The sequence below is a fragment of the Spirosoma oryzicola genome (genome assembly GCF_021233055.1).
Classification (GTDB): Bacteria; Bacteroidota; Bacteroidia; order Cytophagales; family Spirosomataceae; genus Spirosoma; species Spirosoma oryzicola.
In genome coordinates this window covers 16,581-35,588 of sequence record NZ_CP089547.1, presented here as the reverse complement: position 1 = coordinate 35,588, position 19,008 = coordinate 16,581, and the positions used below count along the sequence as shown (strand labels likewise).

18 protein-coding genes and 2 pseudogenes are annotated in these 19,008 nt (G+C 47.5%); 11 read left to right on the top strand and 9 right to left on the bottom strand.

What is annotated here, in order from left to right:
• Nucleotides 1–63 precede the first annotated feature (63 nt).
• Entirely contained in the window at nucleotides 64–2,499 is a 2,436-nt protein-coding gene (locus LQ777_RS30395; protein WP_232564114.1) for a hybrid sensor histidine kinase/response regulator, read from the top strand.
• 520 nt (nucleotides 2,500–3,019) lie between these two features.
• On the opposite strand, the pseudogene LQ777_RS30390 reads toward LQ777_RS30395, so the two are convergent.
• Together LQ777_RS30390 and LQ777_RS30385 are read right to left on the bottom strand one after the other, a co-directional pair.
• A pseudogene (locus LQ777_RS30390) lies at nucleotides 3,020–3,646 on the bottom strand (DUF5700 domain-containing putative Zn-dependent protease); the annotation flags it as partial.
• A gap of 30 nt (nucleotides 3,647–3,676) precedes the next feature.
• Nucleotides 3,677–4,078 carry a hypothetical protein gene (locus tag LQ777_RS30385; RefSeq protein ID WP_232564113.1) on the bottom strand — a complete coding sequence of 134 codons (402 nt, stop codon included), beginning with the start codon at nucleotides 4,076–4,078 and terminating at the stop codon, nucleotides 3,677–3,679.
• 405 nt (nucleotides 4,079–4,483) lie between these two features.
• On the opposite strand from LQ777_RS30385, the pseudogene LQ777_RS30380 reads away from it, so the two are divergent.
• From LQ777_RS30380 to LQ777_RS30365, 4 genes and pseudogenes are all read left to right on the top strand, one after another.
• Nucleotides 4,484–6,328, top strand: a pseudogene (locus LQ777_RS30380) (CocE/NonD family hydrolase); the annotation flags it as partial.
• 926 nt (nucleotides 6,329–7,254) lie between these two features.
• Nucleotides 7,255–7,959 (top strand): acyl-CoA thioester hydrolase/BAAT C-terminal domain-containing protein, encoded by a 705-nt coding sequence (locus LQ777_RS30375; protein ID WP_232564164.1) that lies wholly within the window; start codon nucleotides 7,255–7,257, stop codon nucleotides 7,957–7,959.
• Between the two features lie 276 nt (nucleotides 7,960–8,235).
• Entirely contained in the window at nucleotides 8,236–8,976 is a 741-nt protein-coding gene (locus LQ777_RS30370; RefSeq protein WP_232564163.1) for a transposase, read from the top strand.
• Nucleotides 8,977–9,002: 26 nt separating this feature from the next.
• Entirely contained in the window at nucleotides 9,003–9,608 is a 606-nt protein-coding gene (locus tag LQ777_RS30365) for a transposase (RefSeq protein WP_232564162.1), read from the top strand.
• Nucleotides 9,609–9,685: 77 nt separating this feature from the next.
• Here the strand turns inward: LQ777_RS30365 and LQ777_RS30360 are convergent, their stop codons facing one another.
• On the bottom strand, nucleotides 9,686–10,018 hold the full coding sequence (locus tag LQ777_RS30360) for a hypothetical protein (protein ID WP_232564161.1): 333 nt from the start codon (nucleotides 10,016–10,018) through the stop codon (nucleotides 9,686–9,688).
• Between the two features lie 544 nt (nucleotides 10,019–10,562).
• Here LQ777_RS30360 and LQ777_RS30355 point away from each other — a divergent pair.
• From LQ777_RS30355 to LQ777_RS30340, 4 genes are all read left to right on the top strand, one after another.
• The gene (locus LQ777_RS30355) at nucleotides 10,563–10,802 is read left to right on the top strand and encodes a hypothetical protein (protein WP_232564160.1); all 240 of its coding nucleotides are present in this window, start codon (nucleotides 10,563–10,565) and stop codon (nucleotides 10,800–10,802) included.
• A 410-nt stretch (nucleotides 10,803–11,212) separates the two neighbouring features.
• A complete protein-coding gene (locus LQ777_RS30350; protein WP_232564159.1) occupies nucleotides 11,213–11,557 on the top strand; it encodes a hypothetical protein in 345 nt (114 codons plus the stop codon).
• A gap of 119 nt (nucleotides 11,558–11,676) precedes the next feature.
• The gene (locus LQ777_RS30345) at nucleotides 11,677–12,210 is read left to right on the top strand and encodes an SRPBCC family protein (RefSeq protein ID WP_232564158.1); all 534 of its coding nucleotides are present in this window, start codon (nucleotides 11,677–11,679) and stop codon (nucleotides 12,208–12,210) included.
• A gap of 222 nt (nucleotides 12,211–12,432) precedes the next feature.
• Complete coding sequence (locus LQ777_RS30340) at nucleotides 12,433–12,882, top strand: DUF4198 domain-containing protein (protein WP_232564157.1); 450 nt, start codon at nucleotides 12,433–12,435, stop codon at nucleotides 12,880–12,882.
• Between the two features lie 409 nt (nucleotides 12,883–13,291).
• Here LQ777_RS30340 and LQ777_RS30335 read toward each other — a convergent pair whose 3' ends face one another.
• The 3 genes from LQ777_RS30335 to LQ777_RS30325 form a co-directional block, all read right to left on the bottom strand.
• Complete coding sequence (locus tag LQ777_RS30335; RefSeq protein WP_232564167.1) at nucleotides 13,292–13,717, bottom strand: DUF3859 domain-containing protein; 426 nt, start codon at nucleotides 13,715–13,717, stop codon at nucleotides 13,292–13,294.
• A 127-nt stretch (nucleotides 13,718–13,844) separates the two neighbouring features.
• On the bottom strand, nucleotides 13,845–14,384 hold the full coding sequence (locus tag LQ777_RS30330) for a c-type cytochrome (RefSeq protein ID WP_232564156.1): 540 nt from the start codon (nucleotides 14,382–14,384) through the stop codon (nucleotides 13,845–13,847).
• A complete protein-coding gene (locus tag LQ777_RS30325) occupies nucleotides 14,384–14,968 on the bottom strand; it encodes a hypothetical protein (RefSeq protein ID WP_232564155.1) in 585 nt (194 codons plus the stop codon). The genes LQ777_RS30330 and LQ777_RS30325 overlap by 1 nt, the downstream gene beginning before the upstream one ends.
• A gap of 151 nt (nucleotides 14,969–15,119) precedes the next feature.
• Between LQ777_RS30325 and LQ777_RS30320 the strand changes: the two genes are divergently transcribed.
• Entirely contained in the window at nucleotides 15,120–15,611 is a 492-nt protein-coding gene (locus tag LQ777_RS30320) for a hypothetical protein (protein WP_232564154.1), read from the top strand.
• Between the two features lie 85 nt (nucleotides 15,612–15,696).
• Here the strand turns inward: LQ777_RS30320 and LQ777_RS30315 are convergent, their stop codons facing one another.
• From LQ777_RS30315 to LQ777_RS30305, 3 genes are all read right to left on the bottom strand, one after another.
• A complete protein-coding gene (locus LQ777_RS30315) occupies nucleotides 15,697–16,281 on the bottom strand; it encodes a hypothetical protein (protein WP_232564153.1) in 585 nt (194 codons plus the stop codon).
• 159 nt (nucleotides 16,282–16,440) lie between these two features.
• Nucleotides 16,441–16,734 (bottom strand): hypothetical protein, encoded by a 294-nt coding sequence (locus LQ777_RS30310; RefSeq protein WP_232564152.1) that lies wholly within the window; start codon nucleotides 16,732–16,734, stop codon nucleotides 16,441–16,443.
• Nucleotides 16,735–16,749: 15 nt separating this feature from the next.
• The gene (locus tag LQ777_RS30305; RefSeq protein WP_232564151.1) at nucleotides 16,750–16,902 is read right to left on the bottom strand and encodes a hypothetical protein; all 153 of its coding nucleotides are present in this window, start codon (nucleotides 16,900–16,902) and stop codon (nucleotides 16,750–16,752) included.
• An 821-nt stretch (nucleotides 16,903–17,723) separates the two neighbouring features.
• On the opposite strand from LQ777_RS30305, the gene LQ777_RS30300 reads away from it, so the two are divergent.
• On the top strand, nucleotides 17,724–18,650 hold the full coding sequence (locus LQ777_RS30300) for a replication initiation protein (RefSeq protein WP_232564150.1): 927 nt from the start codon (nucleotides 17,724–17,726) through the stop codon (nucleotides 18,648–18,650).
• Nucleotides 18,651–19,008 lie beyond the last annotated feature (358 nt).

The window sequence follows — 19,008 nt, the reverse complement described above, 5'->3', positions numbered from 1 at the left end:
GCAGACGATGGCTTAACTTTGTGAATACCTTTCGGCTTATAGACATACCCTTAGTTATCAGCTATGGCAACAACCGATCCGCAACAAAACGCGTCGCTTGATCCATTCGCGTCCGCCTATGCCGCTGCCTTTGCCAACATGGACCAGGGCTTCTGCTTCCTGGAAAAAGTCGATACCCCGGTCAATGAACCCTCGGATTTTCGCTATCAGATGGTCAATCCTGCCTTCGAAAAGCACACGGGCTTAACAAACGTAATCGGCAAAACCAGTCGGCAAGTCGTTCCCCAACTCGACGAACGCATCATAACCCTCTATGAGCAGGTGGCCCGAACCGGGCAGTCTACTCAGTTTCAGACCTATGTCGCCCCACTCGACCGATGGATCGAGGCCAACGTTTTCCCTATCAGTCAGCAGTCGGCTCAAATCGCTGTCCTGTTCACCAATATCACCGACCGCAAACGGGCCGAAGAAGCTCAGCAGGTGTCGGAGGTGACGTACCGCACCCTGTTCGAAACCATGGAACAGGGCTTTGGCATCGGTCAGATCTTACCCGCCGACCAGCAGGCTGGGCAACCCATGGACTACCAGTGGCTGGAAGTCAACCCCCGGTTTGAGCAGCTGACGGGTCTGGCCCGCGCCGACGTGCTTAGTCAGACGACGCGCCAGCTCATACCCGGCCTGGAGGAGGCCTGGTACGAAGGCTATGGCCATGTAGCCGCCACGGGCGAGACGGTCAGCTTCGAGGCTTATTCGCCGGTGCTGAGCCGCTGGTTTGAGGTGTACGTCTTTGCCTTGGGCTCACCGGCCAGCCGGCGGGTGGGTGTGCTGTTTAGCAATACCACCGAGCGCAAGCAGCAGCAAAAACGGCAGGCTCTGCTGCTTAAGCTAGCCGATGCCATCCGACCCTTAACTGCTTCGGGGGACATCATGACCACGGTGAGCGAGCTGATTGGGCGGCATTACGAGGTGGATCGCTGCGGGTTTGCCGAGCTTCCCCCGCCGTACAACCAGTTGGTGATCAGCCGGGACTGGACTAAGACAGGGATGCCAAGCCGGCAAGATGCCTACCCGCTTTCCAGCTGGAGCGGTGAGCTTATCCGCCGGTTACGTTCGGGACAAACGGTGGTAGATGATGCGGGTAAGGATAGCCAAAACCCGCCCCCAGAAGCGCCCTCTAAACGAGCCGGGGATAGGGGTTCCCGCATCTGGGTTCCCCGGCTCAAAGAAGGCCAGTGGGTCGGCTCGTTCTTTGTGGAGGATGCTCCGAGTCGTTCCTGGAACGAGGCCGACGTGGGCCTGCTGGAAGAAATTGCGGAGCGCACCTGGGCCGCGGTCGAACGAGCCCGGGCCGAAGAAGCACTCGGGGAAGAATACCGGCGCAAAGATGAGTTTATGGCTATGCTGGCCCATGAACTACGCAATCCCCTGGCTTCGCTGGCCAACACCTTGTTAGTCCTCCAGTTAACCAGAGGCACCGATGAGAACCTGTCCTATCCGCAGGCCGTCGGGCAGATGAGCCAGCAGGTGGGCCACATGAGCCGCATGGTCGATGATCTGTTGGATGTAGGCCGCATCCGCTATGGGCTGATCCAGCTCCACAGTAAGCCTCTCGATCTGGTGACCCTTATGCGGCAAACGGTCGAGACAGTTAAGCCATTTTATAGCCAGCAGCGTCGGCAGTTAAGCGTATCCTTACCCCCTTACGCGCTGCCGATGCTGGGTGATGAGACGCGGCTGGTGCAGGTGGTGATGAATCTACTGACCAATGGGCTCAGGTATACTAATCAAGAGGGGCATGTCTGGGTCAGTCTTCAATTGGAAAAGGACGAGGCTCAGCAAAAGCAGGCCCTATTACGAGTTAAGGATGACGGTATTGGCATTGCCCTTGACCGTCAGGCAACCATCTTTGACATTTTTGTGCAGGGCGAAACCACCCTGGACCGGCCCAGGGGTGGACTGGGCTTAGGTTTAGCCGTGGTGAAACAACTGGTTGTGTTGCATGAAGGTAGCATTGAAGTGCACAGCCCAGGCGTCGGAGAAGGCAGTGAATTCCTGGTTCGCTTGCCGCTAAAACCGGAATCGGCCGCGTTAGAATTGCCCCACTTGCCGGTATTCAATACGGCTACCGGCAAGGGACGGGTACTGGTGATCGAGGATAATCAGACATTGGCTGATATGACAGCCCGGTTGGTGGCGTTAAGCGGGTATGAAGCCCGTGTCAGTTACAGCGGAACGGATGGGCTTGTGATGGCTGAGCAGTGGCGGCCAGATGTCATCCTGTTGGATCTGGGCTTGCCCCATCTGGATGGCTTTGAGGTGAGTCGGCGCTTGCGGGAGCAGTCCTGGGGTCAGTCCCTGCCAATCGTGGCCCTAACGGGCTATAGTCCCCTGTCATTCCAGGCACGAACCGAGCAGGCTGGTTTTGCGGCATATCTGATCAAGCCGCTTAATTTGCCACAGCTTCGTAAGTTACTAAGCGAAGTTGTCCCTGATCAGTAGGCTCAGCCTGCTTGCCAGAGCGAAGCCTTAGGAAATGAGTTTAATCATCAAGCATCCGCTTACTAAACAAACTCAGCAGCAATGGAACTACACTGGCTTCGGGATCATGTCTAGGGATTGAACTTCATTTGGATTAGGTCAAGCTGATGCAGCATTAGCTTGACCTGAATTATCAGCGGTCGGTGGGCTTACAAACCGCCCCTGATGTACAGTCAGCCTAAGTGGAGAGCTATTCTTTTCATTTAGATCGCCAGCAGCGGGCGGTTGAGTCGATGAGTGATCTATATGAGCAAGCGTTAACCCAGCTTACCCAGCTAGAAGCGCAGCAGGATGAAAAAGATATAGTCAAGTAATCTTAAAAGAGTGAGTTTAATGGAATCTCAAAAATCCCTCTTAAGTGAAACTAGATGATCTCTATAAACTGGGTAATGAACATGACAATGACCCCATAGAATAAACTGGTCGGCTCTTCTAACCAAGCAAGTCGAGTTCCACCCTTAACCCCATTTTACTCCTCGCTCTAGTAATGCCTTTTATCCATTGATTTAAGAAAACGCAGCGCCTTGGAGGAAAACGCTGGTACACCCGTTAGGTCTTTCCGGGCAGCCTTATTATATAAATAAAAGAACGCAAATGGGTTCTCGATATGATGAATCAGTTCATTGGTTAAGCCCTGTTGCTGAATCAGTCTACCCATAAACATCCCAGGCACATGACCCGTAGCCAGAACGATTGAGTTCCAATATGAAAAACTTGTGTAAGGCTCACCCGCCCGATCCGCTAATTGCTCAAAGGCTTGATTAAGTTTCGCAATACATGAACTAGACTGCGTTTCGTAAAGAGTCAAAAATGCCTCTTTCTCTCGATAAGGTGATTGCTTATCAAATAGGACAAACGGTTTGTCAATCAAATCGGCAATTCCCTCTTCACTAATGCCATTAATCGCCACGAAGGCCGCCTACTGGTCTTGGGGTACCGATTTGAAATGGCGAAGTTTTATGCGACAGTAGAATAGAGCGTAATGGAACAGTTCATGACCCAGAAACGCACCAGGTCGATAGGTCTCCATATCGTATGCCATTAATAGGTCCATTGTGATACCGTATTCACGGGCACTGCCATCGTAATTGTATAAGATAAAATCGACCCTGGGAGTCGGGAAGCAGTTCTTCCATTTTTAGGGTAGCATTCGTTTGGTATAGGCCATCGCACTATCCATCAAATGCAGTTGGTCAATCCTGGCAATGTAGTTCTTTAAGTTGAGCTCTTCCTTTTCGTAGCAGATGATCCGATGTAGCGAACGATCCGTTTTGATCTGTTGCTGAATGCGCTCCTGGTTTCCAGGGGAGTAGACTAACGTAACTTGTTGGATAAATTGATTCCAGGCAGTGTTATTTACGCGCTTATATCCGTCGGTTTCTTTCAATTGTTGCCAGTCTTCCGGTGTCAACTTTATGCCCTCTCTTAACCGATCGGTCAGTTTCCAAAAGGCATAGCAAGGTTGAAAGTTAAACTGCTGAGAATGAACAGCCGGTGCAACAACAAGGAAGATCAGTGTGAGTGCTACTTTTTTAAACATACGGTGAGTCAGGCTATATTGCATCAGCACTGGGTATTACTAGTAAAGTAGGACAGATACAGAAATAGTACGAAGTGATTGCAAAAAGAAATTCTTAAATAACGCTCCTCCTTGATACGAGGAAACGTTTATAAATGAGCTCCCGACAGAGACAATGAATTGATCATGCAACTGCTCCTTAAATGGGCGTTTTAAAATACGGACAAGAGACACAGTTATATGACCATAAAGCTATAATTCTTGGCTTAGAAGCACCTTAGAGCCTGCAAATATTCGCTACGGATGCAGCGCAGCTCGCTATTACCTACTCTTTGGTTAGAGCAACTAATCATAGATCACTCCTAGTTGCTAACCCGATAGACTCCAGATGAATCAGTTATGAAGCTCACGGTTACTCAATTGCTCATGGTTGGGCTCCTCCTTGGCCGGCACCATCTAAGCGCGCAGCCAACCTATGACGTTAAGGAAAACTACATCAAAGCCGAAACCTACATTACCATGCGGGATGGCGTGAAGCTATTTACCGCTATTTACACCCCAAAACAAGCAACGCTAGCCCGGCCCTATCCAATCCTATTACAGCGGACCTGCTACAGCATTGCTCCATACGGAAGGCATAATTATCCCCAACGATTAGGCCCATCGACGACCATGATGCAGGAGGGTTATATTTTTGTTTATCAGGACGTTCGGGGTCGCTACAAGAGTGAAGGGCAGTTCACCAACCTGACGCCCATAACCGTTCACAAGAGCAGTGCTGACGTAGACGAAAGCTCCGATACATTCGACACCATTGATTGGTTAGTCAGGAATGTACCCAACAACAATGGCCATGTAGGCCAATGGGGCATGTCCTACCCCGGCTTTTATACAGCAGCGGGTTTGCTCAGCAACCATCCTGCTCTGAAAGCATCCAGCCCGCAGGCCCCTATTTCGGACTTCTTTTTCGATGACTTTCACCATAACGGGACCTTCTTGCAAAGTTATTTTTTACTTTTTCCCTGGTTTGGCGTCCCAAAGAAAGACACCACTACCTTGGCTTGGTACGATAGTCAGCCGGTCAATACGGTTAAAGTGGTCCGGGATGGCTACCAACTCTACCTCGATCAAGGTCCGCTGACGTTTGCTGACACCTACTACAAAGAGAACGTCTTGTGGCAGCAAACGGTGAATCATCCCAATTATGACGACTTCTGGAAGAAGAGAGCCATACTACAGCACTATCAGCCCGATCTAAAAACAGCCGTCATGACCGTAGGAGGTTGGTTTGATGCCGAAGACCTATCGGGACCACTAAATCTCTACAAGACGATTGAGAAGAAGAGCCCCGGTACCTACAATACGCTAGTCATGGGGCCGTTTGGGCACGGGGGATGGGCCCATGAGACGGGCCATACCTTGCACAGTAACCTTTATTTTGGCGATAGCCTGGCCAGCTTCTATATGAATGAGATTGAAGCCAAATTCTTTCGCCATTTTTTAAAAGGCATAGGTACGACTACGGGTTTACCCGAAGCGTATATGTTCGATACGGGGCTAAAAAAATGGAGTCGGTTTGATCAATGGCCTGCGGCCAGTATTCACAAGCAAAGGCTTTACCTAAATGCATCGGGTAGGTTGGATAGGCAACCACCCCAAAAGATTCATTCTCTGTCTTACCTCAGCGATCCCCTCAAACCCGTTCCCCACACCGAGGATTTAACGTCGACGATGAACTTTACGCCCTACAGCTACATGAGCGAAGATCAGCGTTTTGCCGGCCGTCGACCCGATGTACTGCTATTTCAAACTGGAGTTTTAGCGGACGATGTAACCCTGGGAGGTGAGATTAAGGCGTCTCTCAACATCGCCAGTACGGGTACGGATGCTGATTTTTTTGTCAAGCTGATCGACGTTTATCCCCTGGATGAACCGAATCATGCCTATATGCCTAACAAAAACGTCACTCTGAGCAATTACTGGCAGATGGTTCGTTCGGAAATAATGCCCGCCCGGTTTCGCAATAGCTTTGAAACCCCCCAGCCACTTCGTCCTGGTCAGAAAACAGCCGTTCGCTTTCCGTTGCAGGATGTGTTACATACCTTTAAAAAAGGCCATCGGATCATGATTCAGGTTCAAAGTACGGCCTTTCCTTTATTTGCGCGCAACCCCCAAACATTCGTGCGCAACCCCTACCAAGCGAAGGCCTCGGACTATGTGAAGGCGACACAGAGGGTTTTCAGCGATAGTTATATCGAGGTGGATCTGTTAACAGGAACCCTTGCCGAAAATAGTCAGCCGTCGGTCTGGAATTTCAACGACTACCGACCCAGCGTAATTGGCATGGCCCCCTTTGAGAATGGCTCGCAAGTAGTTAGTATGAGTAGGCCGGTGATTATCCTCCACTTTTCCCAGCAGATGGACACCCGCTACTACGGTTTTGGTAAAGGGGATTTAAAGATGGCCAGCATGCCTAAAGTAAAAAAGATACTGGGCTTTTCGGACGACAGGATGTCTTTCTCCTTCGAACTTGAGGTGACGCCCAATCAGCGTTATCAGTTGTTGATCGGTCCAAGTTTCCGGAATGAGCATGGCGATCGACTGAAGCCTTACCTGGTTGATTTTAGGGCTAAAGAGTAGAGCTTGTTAAGCTGGAGGGAATAGAGTGAGCTATCCTGATGTCGTTCTTTCTTTCCGAAAAGTGCCTATTTGCGTACTAATAGAGGGATTTAGGACGATACAGACGAGGAGAAATAAAACACTAGTTAGCTCACAAATCGCTCCCACCTGAGACGAGGTAGCGTCTGTAATTCGGGCGTTTAGGGAGATTGATAGATTTGTTCTATTTTCCCACAATAAACATGAATTTGATGACACATGCGGTTTGGAATGATCCTTTTCCTGTTATGGTTAGCGTGGCCTTGTTGGGCCCAAACTCAACAAAGCGTCAGGTTTACCAACGGTAATCAGCTATTAGCGGGCACACTCATGATGTCTGCAGGAACGGGTCTTCATCCGGCGCTACTTATTGTCTTGGGTAGTGGCTCTAGCAATCGAGATGGGGAAGTAGAGGGACTTAAGCCCTTTCAAGTAATGACGACCGAACTGGTCAAAAAGGGATTTGCTGTGTTACGCTATGATAATCGGTCTAAAGGCGCTCACCAGGTAAGCCAATTGAAGAGTTTACTACTACCGAATTGGCTTCCGATGCGCAGGCGGCTTTTAGGTATTTAGAGGGCCATAAAGGGGTTGACGCACGACGAATTGGAGTTATCGGGCACAGTGAAGGAGCAACCATTGCCGCTATTGCCGCGTCAAGAATTCCGAAAATCAGATGTTTACTCGCCCTCAATGGGCCGGTCTTGCCTGGCTACCAAGACATTTTACTAATCACCGAGCAGCGGCTACGAGAAACAGGTATAGCCGACGATACCATTAATTCCTATCTAACTAACATGCGGCTTTATTTAGGTCGCCCTGCTTCTACTCCACTGGAAAAAAGAAGGGTAGCTGCTGAGTACATCGTTCGATTTGAGATCGATAGACTGCCTGTTGATCAACGAGCTAAGATCACAAAGACAGATATCGAATCGGCAGTAAATAGCCAGATGCATGAGGTGCTATCTCGTTGGGAGCAGCACTATTTAAGCTTGAATCCTACCGTCTATTATCAGCAATTGAGTTGCCCAATCGGTATATTTTATTCAGAAAGTGAAGTGGCAGGTCTGCTCTCTAAGCGATTGTTGGAATTTAGAAAAGTGTTCAACACGGCTGATCCGGTTCATTTAATACGACAAATTAAGCATGTAGATCATAATCTGATCACAACCGATCAACTTCCTAAGGCAGTCTGCTCGGCCTTTATTAAAGCAGTTGTAGAGGAAGCGGGCAAATTGATTTAGCTATATGAGTATCTCATTTAAACGCTCCCACACGAGACGAAGCAAACTTCATGTAAGGTGGTCTTATATGATTAGCCATTTTGTACATACTGCTTCTGGGAATCGCTTAAAAAACGGCTATTAACTAAACTCACCTTTTGTCTGACCGCTGTCAGACAGCGCTTGTTTTTGTCTTCCATTCTGTAGTACTTAACATAAGGCCAGTGGCTGTTGCAAAAGTAACTCATTGAGGGATAGATAGGTTGTTAGCGTATGCTAGGCTATCATCCATCGAATATGTCGCTGGTCAAACTTGTGCCACCCCACAACTTCTACCAGCAACTGCTTCTGGCTGTCGACTTTAGTTTTGTCAGACTGCTGTTTGAGCCCTTCTACAGCGCTATGGGGCGCCCATCCCTTGATCCAGTGGTGTTTGTCAAACTCCTTTTGGTGGCTCTTTTTGAAAACATCACTTCGGATCGTAAGCTGCTGGAACTGGCTAACCTGCACTTGGGCATCCGCGCGTTTTTAGGCTATGCACTAGAACAATCTTTGCCCTGGCATACCACTCTCTGCCGCACCCGTCAACGCATTCCAATCTCTGTCTTTGAAACGTGCTTTACTCACATTGCCGGCCTATGTATTCAAAAGGGACTTGTCAGTGGCCATACCCAGGTGATTGACTCGGCCTATATCAAAGCCAATGCATCCATGAGTCGGCTCAAGCCAAAACCTGCCATCGGGTCGTCTAAGGGTAATTCTACGTTAGGTAAACCAAGCCCACCTCGGCTAACGACTTCGGCGGAGCGCTTAAAACATATCCACCGCTTTCATAACAAGATTCACAAAGCCGCGCCTAACAAATCCGGTCAACTCCTGAGCAATCTCACCCATTATAGTCCTACTGATCCCGACGCCCGCATTGGCTTTAAGTCAGGGAAGCCTCGCCAGTTAGCGTATATGGCTAATGGGAGCGTAGAGGCGGCCCATCTCCTAATTACTCATATCCAGACTGGCGTGATAGCCGGTATCTGTTAGCGATTATCGATACCACTCCAGACCGGTTGAACGGATTTGGTGTATCCGTGAGTAAGGTAGTGGCGGATGCAGGGTATTGCTCCGGAGAGAATTATGAACAGTTGGAAATCAGTGGATTGAACGGGTTTATTGCCCCTGATGGTACGTACAAGGTCGAGCGGTCAGACTTTACCTACGATGCCCTTAGTGACAGTTATAGCTGTAGCCAGGGTAAACGATTGGCCTTTGATCGACTACTAATCGATAAGCAAGGTAATCCCAAGAAACGTTATCTGGCTAAGGCATCCGATTGTAAGAGTTGTCCTCTCAGTGAGCCGTGTAAGGGTAAAAAAGCCGAGGAAAAGCGCTTGCCTCATACCTACTACAAAGCTCAATACGAACGAATGGTGGAGCGGTTATCGAGTCGGTTCGGCAAGCGCATGATGCGGATACGATCCGCGACAGTCGAACCTGTCTTGGGCAGTCTGATCAACTACTATGGCCTAGGCCAAATCAATACGAGAAGTCGAGAAGCCGCAGCTAAAGTGATGGATGTGGCGGCCATAGCCTACAATCTGAAGAAGCACCTACGCTTTACGCCCGTTGAACAAAGTGGTATGGTGATCGCTCTACCACTACCTGATCAGTTTTAGTATATCCTGATCTACTTTTGCAACAGCCACCTGCTATAGGTTAACTAAACCTTGCCCAGCAATTGATCAACTGTCTGCTAATCGATGGTAAAAGGGGCTGCTAAATCCAAGATAACCGCCTTTTGTACATCTTCCGTTAAGGTACTCCAATTGTCAATATGAGACAGGTGGCTTCTTAGACCTGCCAGATAGTGAGGGACTGCCTCGATACGGCCCAATTGGAGCTGGTAGTCAGGATGAACACCCTTGTAATAGTCACTCAACTCAGTCGTAACCCGTCTGAGTAAATCACCAGAGTAAGGTGATACCGCCAAGTAGCGAGCTTCATAGTCTTCACTTTGAAATTTGATAAAGCTTAACGCTTTCTGTAAAAAGAGCAGTTCGGCAGTCTGGTCTACAATGAAGGCCATTTCTCTGTTGTATATAAACTATCGTGATTATTCCGAAGCCTTCTTCAAAGGTGCTTTACTGGCAGTTGATGAGACCAATCTACGGATATTCCGCTAACATAATATAGGGCTTTCTTCTTCCCCTTTCCAATATACAATTGCATCTATTTTCAGAGCTCGTGCAGGGCGTGTGATCTGAGAATTTTCACATAACATAAGAATTATTATACAACTCGACTTGGGAAAGTACAATTATTATGATGGTAAGTGTAACCGATTGCGAAATAACCATTTTTATCAATTCTCACAAAAGGCTACCCCATGAGACGTAAAGAGATTTGCGTTTTAAATTCGGGTAATCATTAGAGACTATTCGATTCCAACCTATTGATGAGCTTCTGGGTCTTGATTAAAACAAAATACCATGAGCCTTAAGCATATACTGCCCTTTCTGATGCTCGCCCTCATAGGATGCCATAAGGAGGATACAGTACTGGAAACATCCCCTTGCCAGTCCCCCTATGGCACGCTTAGACGTCAGGAGTTTATTCAGCATCGACCTGCCATGATTATTCAAAGAAGTCAAAGCAATGGCCAAACTGGCTTTCTGATAGTTCCTACTTATAGTCTTGGCGTTGATGAGGCAAATCGAACACCTTGGGGAAGCTGTAATTTAGCAACAGCCTATCAGCAGGATAGCTTACAGGTGACTGTTAGTGGTTATTTTCTCACTTCAGATCAGCTAGAAACAATGAACATCTCCCCGTTACCCTTTGAAGTAACGAGTATACAAGTAAGAAACTAGTGATCTCGCTTTAAACGCTGGTTTTACCAAGTTTCGACTGATAGAGAACTGACCAATTCGTTGCCTATTTTGACCAGTATGTACCAAAAGCAGGCACCTGTCGCTGAGGCCTGTGTAAGGAATGGGTTCTTGTTCTATCTTGCCGTATCATCGGTTCATTTTCGGATGAATCAATTGGTGTGGATAGAACGGGGCCGCCCGAGCGGCGGAAAGCCTGCTCTCCATTGAGGGCAGGCTTTTTTTGCCATGCGCAGGCGATGGATGGCTGACGGATGAAGCCGAATGCGGTAAAAAGCAGCCTTTGGTTACTACTCAACAGTACAGCTAGTGAAAATTGAACGTATGATGGAAACGCTCTATTCGCTAGATTTAGATTGGCAGAATCACCCTTCGATAGTGAATAAAGAAGCATGAAAGTGCAAATAGAACGACTGTTACCAACTGATCCTGGTAAACGGAGGTGGACAGCAATCAGTATAACGGTTCTAATTGCCGGTCTGTTAACCGGTTGGGGTATCTATGGCATAGGGCAGTATGGCATCGCTTTATTCATTTTAACGCCCCTTTTTATGGGGGCTGGCTCAACGATTTTGTACGGGCTGAATCGGCAGATAACCAGACGAGATGCCTGGCAGATTGGTTATTTGACATTGGCGGTTTTCTTAGCCGCACTTTTAGTATTCGCCATGGAAGGCATCATCTGTGTGGCCATGGCCGCCCCGTTTGGGCTCTTCCTAACTGGATCGGAAGCCTGATTGGGTATGCACTTATCAACAAGAACTCAAATCATGCCTCAACAACCTTCCTTTTACTGGTTGGCCTTATTCCAGCAGTAGCGTTCACGGAAAGAAGCAGTCAACCCACTTTGGTCTCCGTGGTCAGCGCCATTCAGATTGACGCACCTGCCCAAACGGTTTGGAACCATGTGGTTGCCTTTCCCCAGCTAGACCAACCCGATAATTTTATCTTTAAAACGGGCATTGCTTACCCCATCAATGCCAGCATTAAAGGAACCGGTGTCGGAGCAGTACGATACTGTAATTTTACAACTGGACGTTTTGTGGAGCCAATCACCGTCTGGGATCAACCGCGCTTGCTCAGGTTCGCGGTAGTCCAGCAGCCACAACCGATGAAAGAGCTGAGTTTTTGGGACGTAGATGCTCCCCACCTGCACGACTACTTTGTCTCCAGACAAGGGCAATTCAAGCTAACCCGCTTACCAAACGGGAAAACGCTGTTAGAGGGCACGACCTGGTACTGCCATACCATCAAACCGGCTTTTTACTGGCAACTGTGGAGTAACTACATCATTCACAAGATTCATAATCGAGTGCTGGTGCATATAAAGAGAAAGTCAGAGAGGCAGGTCTCTATCGACAGGATGCTCGTCCTGGAGAAAATTTCCTAATCCTTACCAAACGAAGGTTTAACAGTTTAACTGGTATGGCTTTATAACGTTGTCTCGAAACAGGATCTATTTCTACGAAGGCTTTTTATACGGCTGACGCAAACGACCGCAACGGCAGGCCACAAATGATTCGCCCGGTCCGCTTCGGCAAAATTACCTGATGATAAGAGCGCGATTTAGATTTACCAGCCCGATAAAATTAGCCGTCCAATCCAAACATCGATGTCTCCAGACACTTCACTACGAATCAGACATAGCCACCAGACTTTCTGGCTTTATTCTGTTCTTTTTGCCGTAGGCTTTCTACTGAGTTGCTGTGATCCAAAACGAAGCCTGGACGTAAACGGCATCCTTCAGGATTCAACCGGACGAGCGTTACCGGGAGCCCCTTTGCAGTTCACAGGGTATAAAAACCATGGCTACACGAGCCGTTCTACCGTAAGAGACTATTACACGCGGACGGATGCGCAGGGCCACTTTAGTATAACCCTGGACTGGAAGGGCGTTAGTGCCTATGACCTGCTTCTGGACCGTGATTCAACGTATTGGTCGTATCGAATTGATGCGTGTCCACCACTCACTAGTCCAGGAACGGGTTGTACTATTTCGTATCCCTTCCCCAATCCTCTTCACCCCATCTCGATTGTCGCACGGGCAACGATAGAGCCATAGGTCGATTCTTTCTTTTAGAAGAAAACAAGGGTTATACAGCAACCGATTGGTTTACAGGTACAGGATCACTCCCGGAAAAGGCCGCTGGAAGCCGGATGTCTGATACGCCTTATTACCGGTTCATTCCACTAGCAAAACTAGTGGATATCGCTCTCAAAATCACATAGGTGGTACTACAGCTTTGTTATCCCGGCGAGCTTAAAACCTCGCCGGAGTATTTGGGCTATTTTAAGCAATACAAAATGAAAAGCGAGGACAAGTACTTGATGATGTAGGTGTTAAGCCTTGATGCCGCGTTCAGCGAAATGATCAGCTCACCCAAACCGCGACCAGGCGGTCAAACTGCGCAACGTAACTGATAACCTGATTGGATAAGGGATAAGGCACAGTTTATGACTTGCCAGCCTCTTTAGCTATATAGATTGAACTCCTTTTCGAGCAGTACCCTGCCGGATTGAATTACCTGAAAAAGCCATTTGCCCGGCTTTAGCTCCCAACTATACTCAAAGTGGAAATAATCAAAGTTTGATTCACCAATACAGCCAGCCTTGGTTTCTGTCACTTCGGCAGATGACTCCCCTGTGGTAGGATTGGTCAGTAATGGATGGCGTATGCGGGCAACAAACACCTCTGCATTATCCTCTTCGATTCCTTCTAGGGAATAGGCTATACCGAAGCGCGAGCCTCTTTTGAGTGGAATGGTGTCGGTTTCAGCCAGAAAGGAAATCGTATCACTCCGAAGAAAATGGTCAGTAAGGCTATCCTGGCTTGGTTCTGCGGCTTCGTTGGCTACCTGGCAGAGGCCAAAGCCCGTTAAAACAACATCCCTTATCATCACTTTTTTACTACTGATGAACCCCTCTTTCTGGCGAACAAATTAACAAAGCTGAGTCTAAATTTTTAGAAAACATATAATCTATACTATTATAGAACATACGCTTAAGCTGTCTTTCTTGTTAGGATCACTGTACAAAACTAGTGCTCCCGCTTTCGTAGCTATCAATGTAGTCAACAAGGGATTTGACATCATCTTCCCCAAGAGCCGGAAAGCCAGGCATTACCACCGGAGAATAGCTCTTTACCATTTGTTTAGCATACGCATCTCCTGAATCAAGCAAAGCCGATGGATTAAGAATCCATTTCCGGAGCCATACCTGATCAGGCACTCGTCCCGAAACGCCCAGCAAGCCCGGACCGACAGCCTTCACCGTTGATAGTTCATGGCATTGTTGACAATGGTTCGTGAAGAGTAGCTTACCCTTTTTTGCGCCTGGGGACAGACTGGCAATCGGCTTAACTGGCTCATCTGCGTAGCTCAGAACCGGTGGCTTACCTGAATCCACTGGCTCGCTCAGCGAGTCCAGACAAATTAAGCCAACAACGAGTAAAACCAAGCTTAGGCCAAGCAGCTGAATTAACCACCATAAAGCCTTGACAAGCGGATTAAGCGACGAATCGATCATCAGGTTAAGAAAACTACACGCATCCGAAAATAAAGTCACTAGATAGGCAGTACTTTCTGATAGCTACCATCAGCATTAAAAATAACAAGTACACTCCCGCCATTGCCCCCCGAAATGCGCGAGGCTCCTCTTTTCATTTTACGGTTGGTAAAGGGCATAACGTTATCCGTCCAGCGCGTCTTGATCGTTGGACGGGTATACACCCGATCCCCGATAATTTGCTCCAGGCATTGGTTCAGAAGGTCTTTATCGCCTTCCGCTGGCTTGAGGTTTCCCCGTGAATCAGCCTCAAAAACTAGGATGATATCACCGTTGAAGGATGCAAACCGACTGGGCGGATTATCCCTATAGCTATCGTCAATGCCGGGCAACAGCAGCCAGCAGGTTCTACCCTGTTCATTCTGATATTCCCGCAACAGAACAATGCCTTTGTCATTCTTCCACTGGTTGCGTTCACACTCCCCAATGAAGTTAAACAGGATTTGACGCCTGTTGGGGTCGGTATCCAGCTTAACCAGTTTGGCTTCCTCGCAGGGTGGGGGGTATCCAGACTGGGCAAACGTGTTCAGACTTAGAAAGGCTAAGCCCAGCGGTAAGTAACCCCAATTGATGACCTGTTTCATAGCGAGCGGATGTTTATAGATGTGGTTTTAGACTAAGGCAGCTTTTGGTTACTCATACTCACTACGGCCAACTAACAACTCGTTCACCTTTTTTTAAGAGCCTATATTAAATGTAAACCGTATTCGTTTCGTGATAAATCAACCTTCCCTAATGAACAAGATAGCCTTACGGAGTTACTTTCTGCTTGCTGTAGCCACGGGTTTACTGAATTGTCATCAGCAGGCCATTGACTTTCCCCATCCAGCAAGTCAGGTTGCCGGCGTCTACAAGGCGGACCGGTATGTCTCCAGAGCGGGTGAAACGGCCTATTATCCAATTCAGGGGAAAACAATGACCTTGACACTAAGCCCTGTAAGCCAGGACTCCGTCAGGGTTGACCTGGAAGCGTCCCCTAATGGCGCGTATGCGCCGGACGGCAACCGTAGCCTGGAGCGGGTCCTGGTTAGCCAGGAAATTGACGCCACGCTGGCTGGTAAGCAGCCAGTGAATTGCATCGGCTACCGGATTGACTTGGGCTTTCCTGAGCCAGGTTCTACCAATGGCGAATATCTGCGTTTGCGGTGTGGTACAGGAGGAGCTATTGATTATTATTTTACGACACCGGATCAGGTTCCCGTCATCGTACAATTCGTTAAGATCTAACCGAAGCTGTTGCGATCAGAAACAGGGAACTGGAAGGGCATGACTTGTTCTGATTGATCTATACACTCCGTATCCATGGCCTAAATCAGCATTCTGACGGGTCTCGCAAATCGATATAGCCGTATTGACCCCACGCGTCCCGTTCACCGCTTAGCTGGATTTTTCCTTTCTCAAGCCGGGCAATTACCCACTCAAGTTCGGTCTCGAGATTCGGAGAAAAACTTTCTACTACTGTTGTTCTTTGCAGCTGCGTTAAGTCCTTCCACTCGTTAGTGATGGCGTTGTAGGATTCTGGAAATGCCTCTAAAAGGTAGTAACAGTGCACGACTTCGGCTATGAAGATGTATCCTCCCTTATCATACAGATTGTACAGCCCCGAAAAAAGGCAGGGGAACCGTTCTGTTTTCTGCTGGGCTTCGCGTAACCGGCCAAGCATCTTGTCGGTTTCTAACGTGCCTAAGTCGATATGCTTTTTCAACAGGCAACTGAGTTCGTACGTAGCCTCCCTCGTTTTGTAGTTAAGCGAAATCAAGTCCACGTAATCGTCAGGCTTTAACAGCATTTCAAGCTCGGAGTCAGCATACACCCACTGCTCGAAATCCTCGACGGAACGATCACCGGTAATGGTCTGATAAAATCGCTCCTGAATGGGACGGGGTAGGGCTGTCATGAGACTGTGTTGTAACGAATCTTTAGACCAAGTTACAGCACAGTTTGGTTTACGTCTATCAACTTTCCCACAACGCGAAATAGACCCGCAAAAGTAAGTCTATGCCGGTTTGCTAGTCAATAACGGGTTCAACTCTAAAAGGCAGATGAATAACCACTGCTAATTAACGTCAATAAGTTTGAGCTCGGCTAAGTCAATCTTCAGCCGCCGTTCGGGACGGAACCGGGGCAGTTCATTCACAGAAAGGGTTTTAGGCTTCGTTAACTTAACCCCCTGCTGGCGGGCTAGCGTCATCGCTTCGGCTTCAATTTCGCGCTGATCGCGCACAGGGGTTCCTTCCATCGTAACGACGGTATGGACGTGGTCGATTTCACCTGTCCCACCGTTGTAAATGACGCAGGTTCTAGTTTGCTGGGGCCTGGTCCGTAGACCCACCGTTTGAATAAGATCCATCGTTTTGATTTGCGTTTACCAACACGTTAAAACGGGCGTTGCATAGCCATATCCCTGAAAAGCCCATACCGAGAACGTTACGCTGGTTACCGTGTTGCCGTCAAAATTTACGGTCTGATCGGCTCCCGAAGGCAGTCGGTACCGATAGCCATTGATGTAAGCGCGCACGGTATCTTCGTCACTGCTGACTTAGGATAATGTGATGTACGCCAGAGTATATGTCGGAGGAGTATAGACGCGAGTCACATTAAAGCGATCGATAGTCCTCCTTCTACTGAAACCGTGTTTAACAGCAATAAGACCCACTTAGAATCATTTGGGAGGCTTAGGTTTCAGTACTACTCGAATTGAAACCATTAATGCCCTTTTATGAGTTAGCCGAGTCGTAGAAGAATGTTCGCAGAGCTATCATACGAATTACATCAACTCCACCAGCCATGCCAGTTCCATCCTGTTGTAATCAGCAAATGTACTCTCGGTCTATATTCTTGGGTTCAATATAGCCCTAGTAAGTGTCTTTGCCGGTGTAATTTTTATCCGGCTAAGTAAGTGAGTAGAGCAAAGTGTAATTGGGTAAACACGTACAGATTGTTAGTGACGGTAGGAGTTCATAAGCGTTTGATGCTTTTTCGTCCCATTACTCTAGCTACAAATCGCGTTTCTGGGGCGTCAGCTCTTCCTTTTATCCTATAAACTGGGTATATCAAAATATTTTGGGAAACATCTATTTTTTTTCTTTACTATTTTATGGTCTTTATAATGTATTGAAAATCAAAGGTCTTAATGGTTCTTATACGTACAGATTGTTAGTGAGCTACGTACAGATTGTTAGTGAGCTACGTACAGATTGTTAGTAACAACGTGATCCAAACACGTACAGATTATTAGTGAACTCTGTAGAAGTACGTGCAAATTATTAGCGAAGTACGTACAACACTTTTTTCTGAATACTGTAACTTGGTAGCTTTAAACACCAAATGTGGATAATTATGAATAAAAAGGCTCCCGAAAACCAGCTATCGCTTCTAACCTACTTTGAAGGTAGTCAGGTTCTATTCCAGGGCAATGATCTTACTAGTGCACAGTATGAAATGAGTGAAGTTCAAAAAAATATTTTTTACATGGTGCAGTCCCAGTTGGGCGCGGATGATGCCCCAGACAAGCAGTACACACTGCGGGTGCGGGATATTATGGGCCTGAAGGGAAATACTAATATGTATACCAGTCTTAGGGAGGCCACCAAAACCATGATGCAGAAAATTCTTACCATTAAGCTCAAAGATGGTTATTTGCAAGTTGCTCCTTTTTCGTCTGTGCTTTATAACACGAAGGAAGGCACACTCTCGATCCGCATTGATCCCTCATTAAGACCATATCTGTTTAACCTTAAAACCCGTTTTACCACTTTTGGGCATACAGAAGCGTTAACCCTGTCAGGAAAGTATACCAAGCGTATTTACGAGATGCTTTCTCAGTGGAAGCATATGAAACTCATGAAGATTACGGTGCGTGAGTTAAAGACTCGTCTGGCGCTTTACGACCCTGAGACCGATCAGGAACAGTATCCAAGTTGGGACGGGTTCCGTAGACGGGTGCTGTTGCAGGCAATCGAGGAGATTAATGAAAAAACAGACCTACACGTAAAAATGTATCCTGAGCGGGAAGGACGTAAAGTAGCCATTCTCAAGTGGACCATCGCCATTACAAGAACCCACGCTATATCACCCACTCCCTCCGATTTACAGATCCGGCTGACAACAGAATTTGGGCTACGTCCTGATCAGGCCGAGCGAATAACCGAGCAATACGATGTACCATTTATTTACAAGAAACTCTACGAGATTCGGCTAAGTAATAACAAGGAAACCATTGCCAACATTGGTGCCTACACGGCTACCGTATTCAACGTGAAGTAATTACGAAATATAATAGGAAATATTCTTTTACCTTTAAAGTAAATATCTACGCTAAACTTTCCACTCCGACTTTCCTCCGCTCTTTTGATTTACTTTCTGATCTTTTTTACTCTAAATGCAGGTTGCGGACAGGTGATCAAGTTCTGAAAAAGTTATCAATACTTTGCTTTTGATTGATTTGTATTGATTAGAGATAAGCAACTAGTTGAAAGTCAAATTACACAGTGAGAAAACCGACTTTTGGAGTGAGTAATACCAACTTTTAACCGTCTTTTCTTTAAATAGGTCGGTTTTTTGCTTTACGCCTTTGTAAACGCAACTTTTTGCGGGGATAATGGCTATTAATACACTAAATCAC

What these genes read in the sequence shown, in the direction of transcription:
- LQ777_RS30395 (WP_232564114.1), top strand. Translation starts at nt 64, where the DNA reads ATGGCAACAACCGATCCGCAACAAAACGCGTCGCTTGATCCATTCGCG.
- LQ777_RS30385 (WP_232564113.1), bottom strand. Translation starts at nt 4,078, where the DNA reads ATGTTTAAAAAAGTAGCACTCACACTGATCTTCCTTGTTGTTGCACCG.
- LQ777_RS30370 (WP_232564163.1), top strand. Translation starts at nt 8,236, where the DNA reads ATGTCGCTGGTCAAACTTGTGCCACCCCACAACTTCTACCAGCAACTG.
- LQ777_RS30360 (WP_232564161.1), bottom strand. Translation starts at nt 10,018, where the DNA reads ATGGCCTTCATTGTAGACCAGACTGCCGAACTGCTCTTTTTACAGAAA.
- LQ777_RS30355 (WP_232564160.1), top strand. Translation starts at nt 10,563, where the DNA reads ATGATTATTCAAAGAAGTCAAAGCAATGGCCAAACTGGCTTTCTGATA.
- LQ777_RS30350 (WP_232564159.1), top strand. Translation starts at nt 11,213, where the DNA reads ATGAAAGTGCAAATAGAACGACTGTTACCAACTGATCCTGGTAAACGG.
- LQ777_RS30340 (WP_232564157.1), top strand. Translation starts at nt 12,433, where the DNA reads ATGTCTCCAGACACTTCACTACGAATCAGACATAGCCACCAGACTTTC.
- LQ777_RS30335 (WP_232564167.1), bottom strand. Translation starts at nt 13,717, where the DNA reads ATGATAAGGGATGTTGTTTTAACGGGCTTTGGCCTCTGCCAGGTAGCC.
- LQ777_RS30325 (WP_232564155.1), bottom strand. Translation starts at nt 14,968, where the DNA reads ATGAAACAGGTCATCAATTGGGGTTACTTACCGCTGGGCTTAGCCTTT.
- LQ777_RS30320 (WP_232564154.1), top strand. Translation starts at nt 15,120, where the DNA reads ATGAACAAGATAGCCTTACGGAGTTACTTTCTGCTTGCTGTAGCCACG.
- LQ777_RS30315 (WP_232564153.1), bottom strand. Translation starts at nt 16,281, where the DNA reads ATGACAGCCCTACCCCGTCCCATTCAGGAGCGATTTTATCAGACCATT.
- LQ777_RS30310 (WP_232564152.1), bottom strand. Translation starts at nt 16,734, where the DNA reads ATGGATCTTATTCAAACGGTGGGTCTACGGACCAGGCCCCAGCAAACT.
- LQ777_RS30300 (WP_232564150.1), top strand. Translation starts at nt 17,724, where the DNA reads ATGAATAAAAAGGCTCCCGAAAACCAGCTATCGCTTCTAACCTACTTT.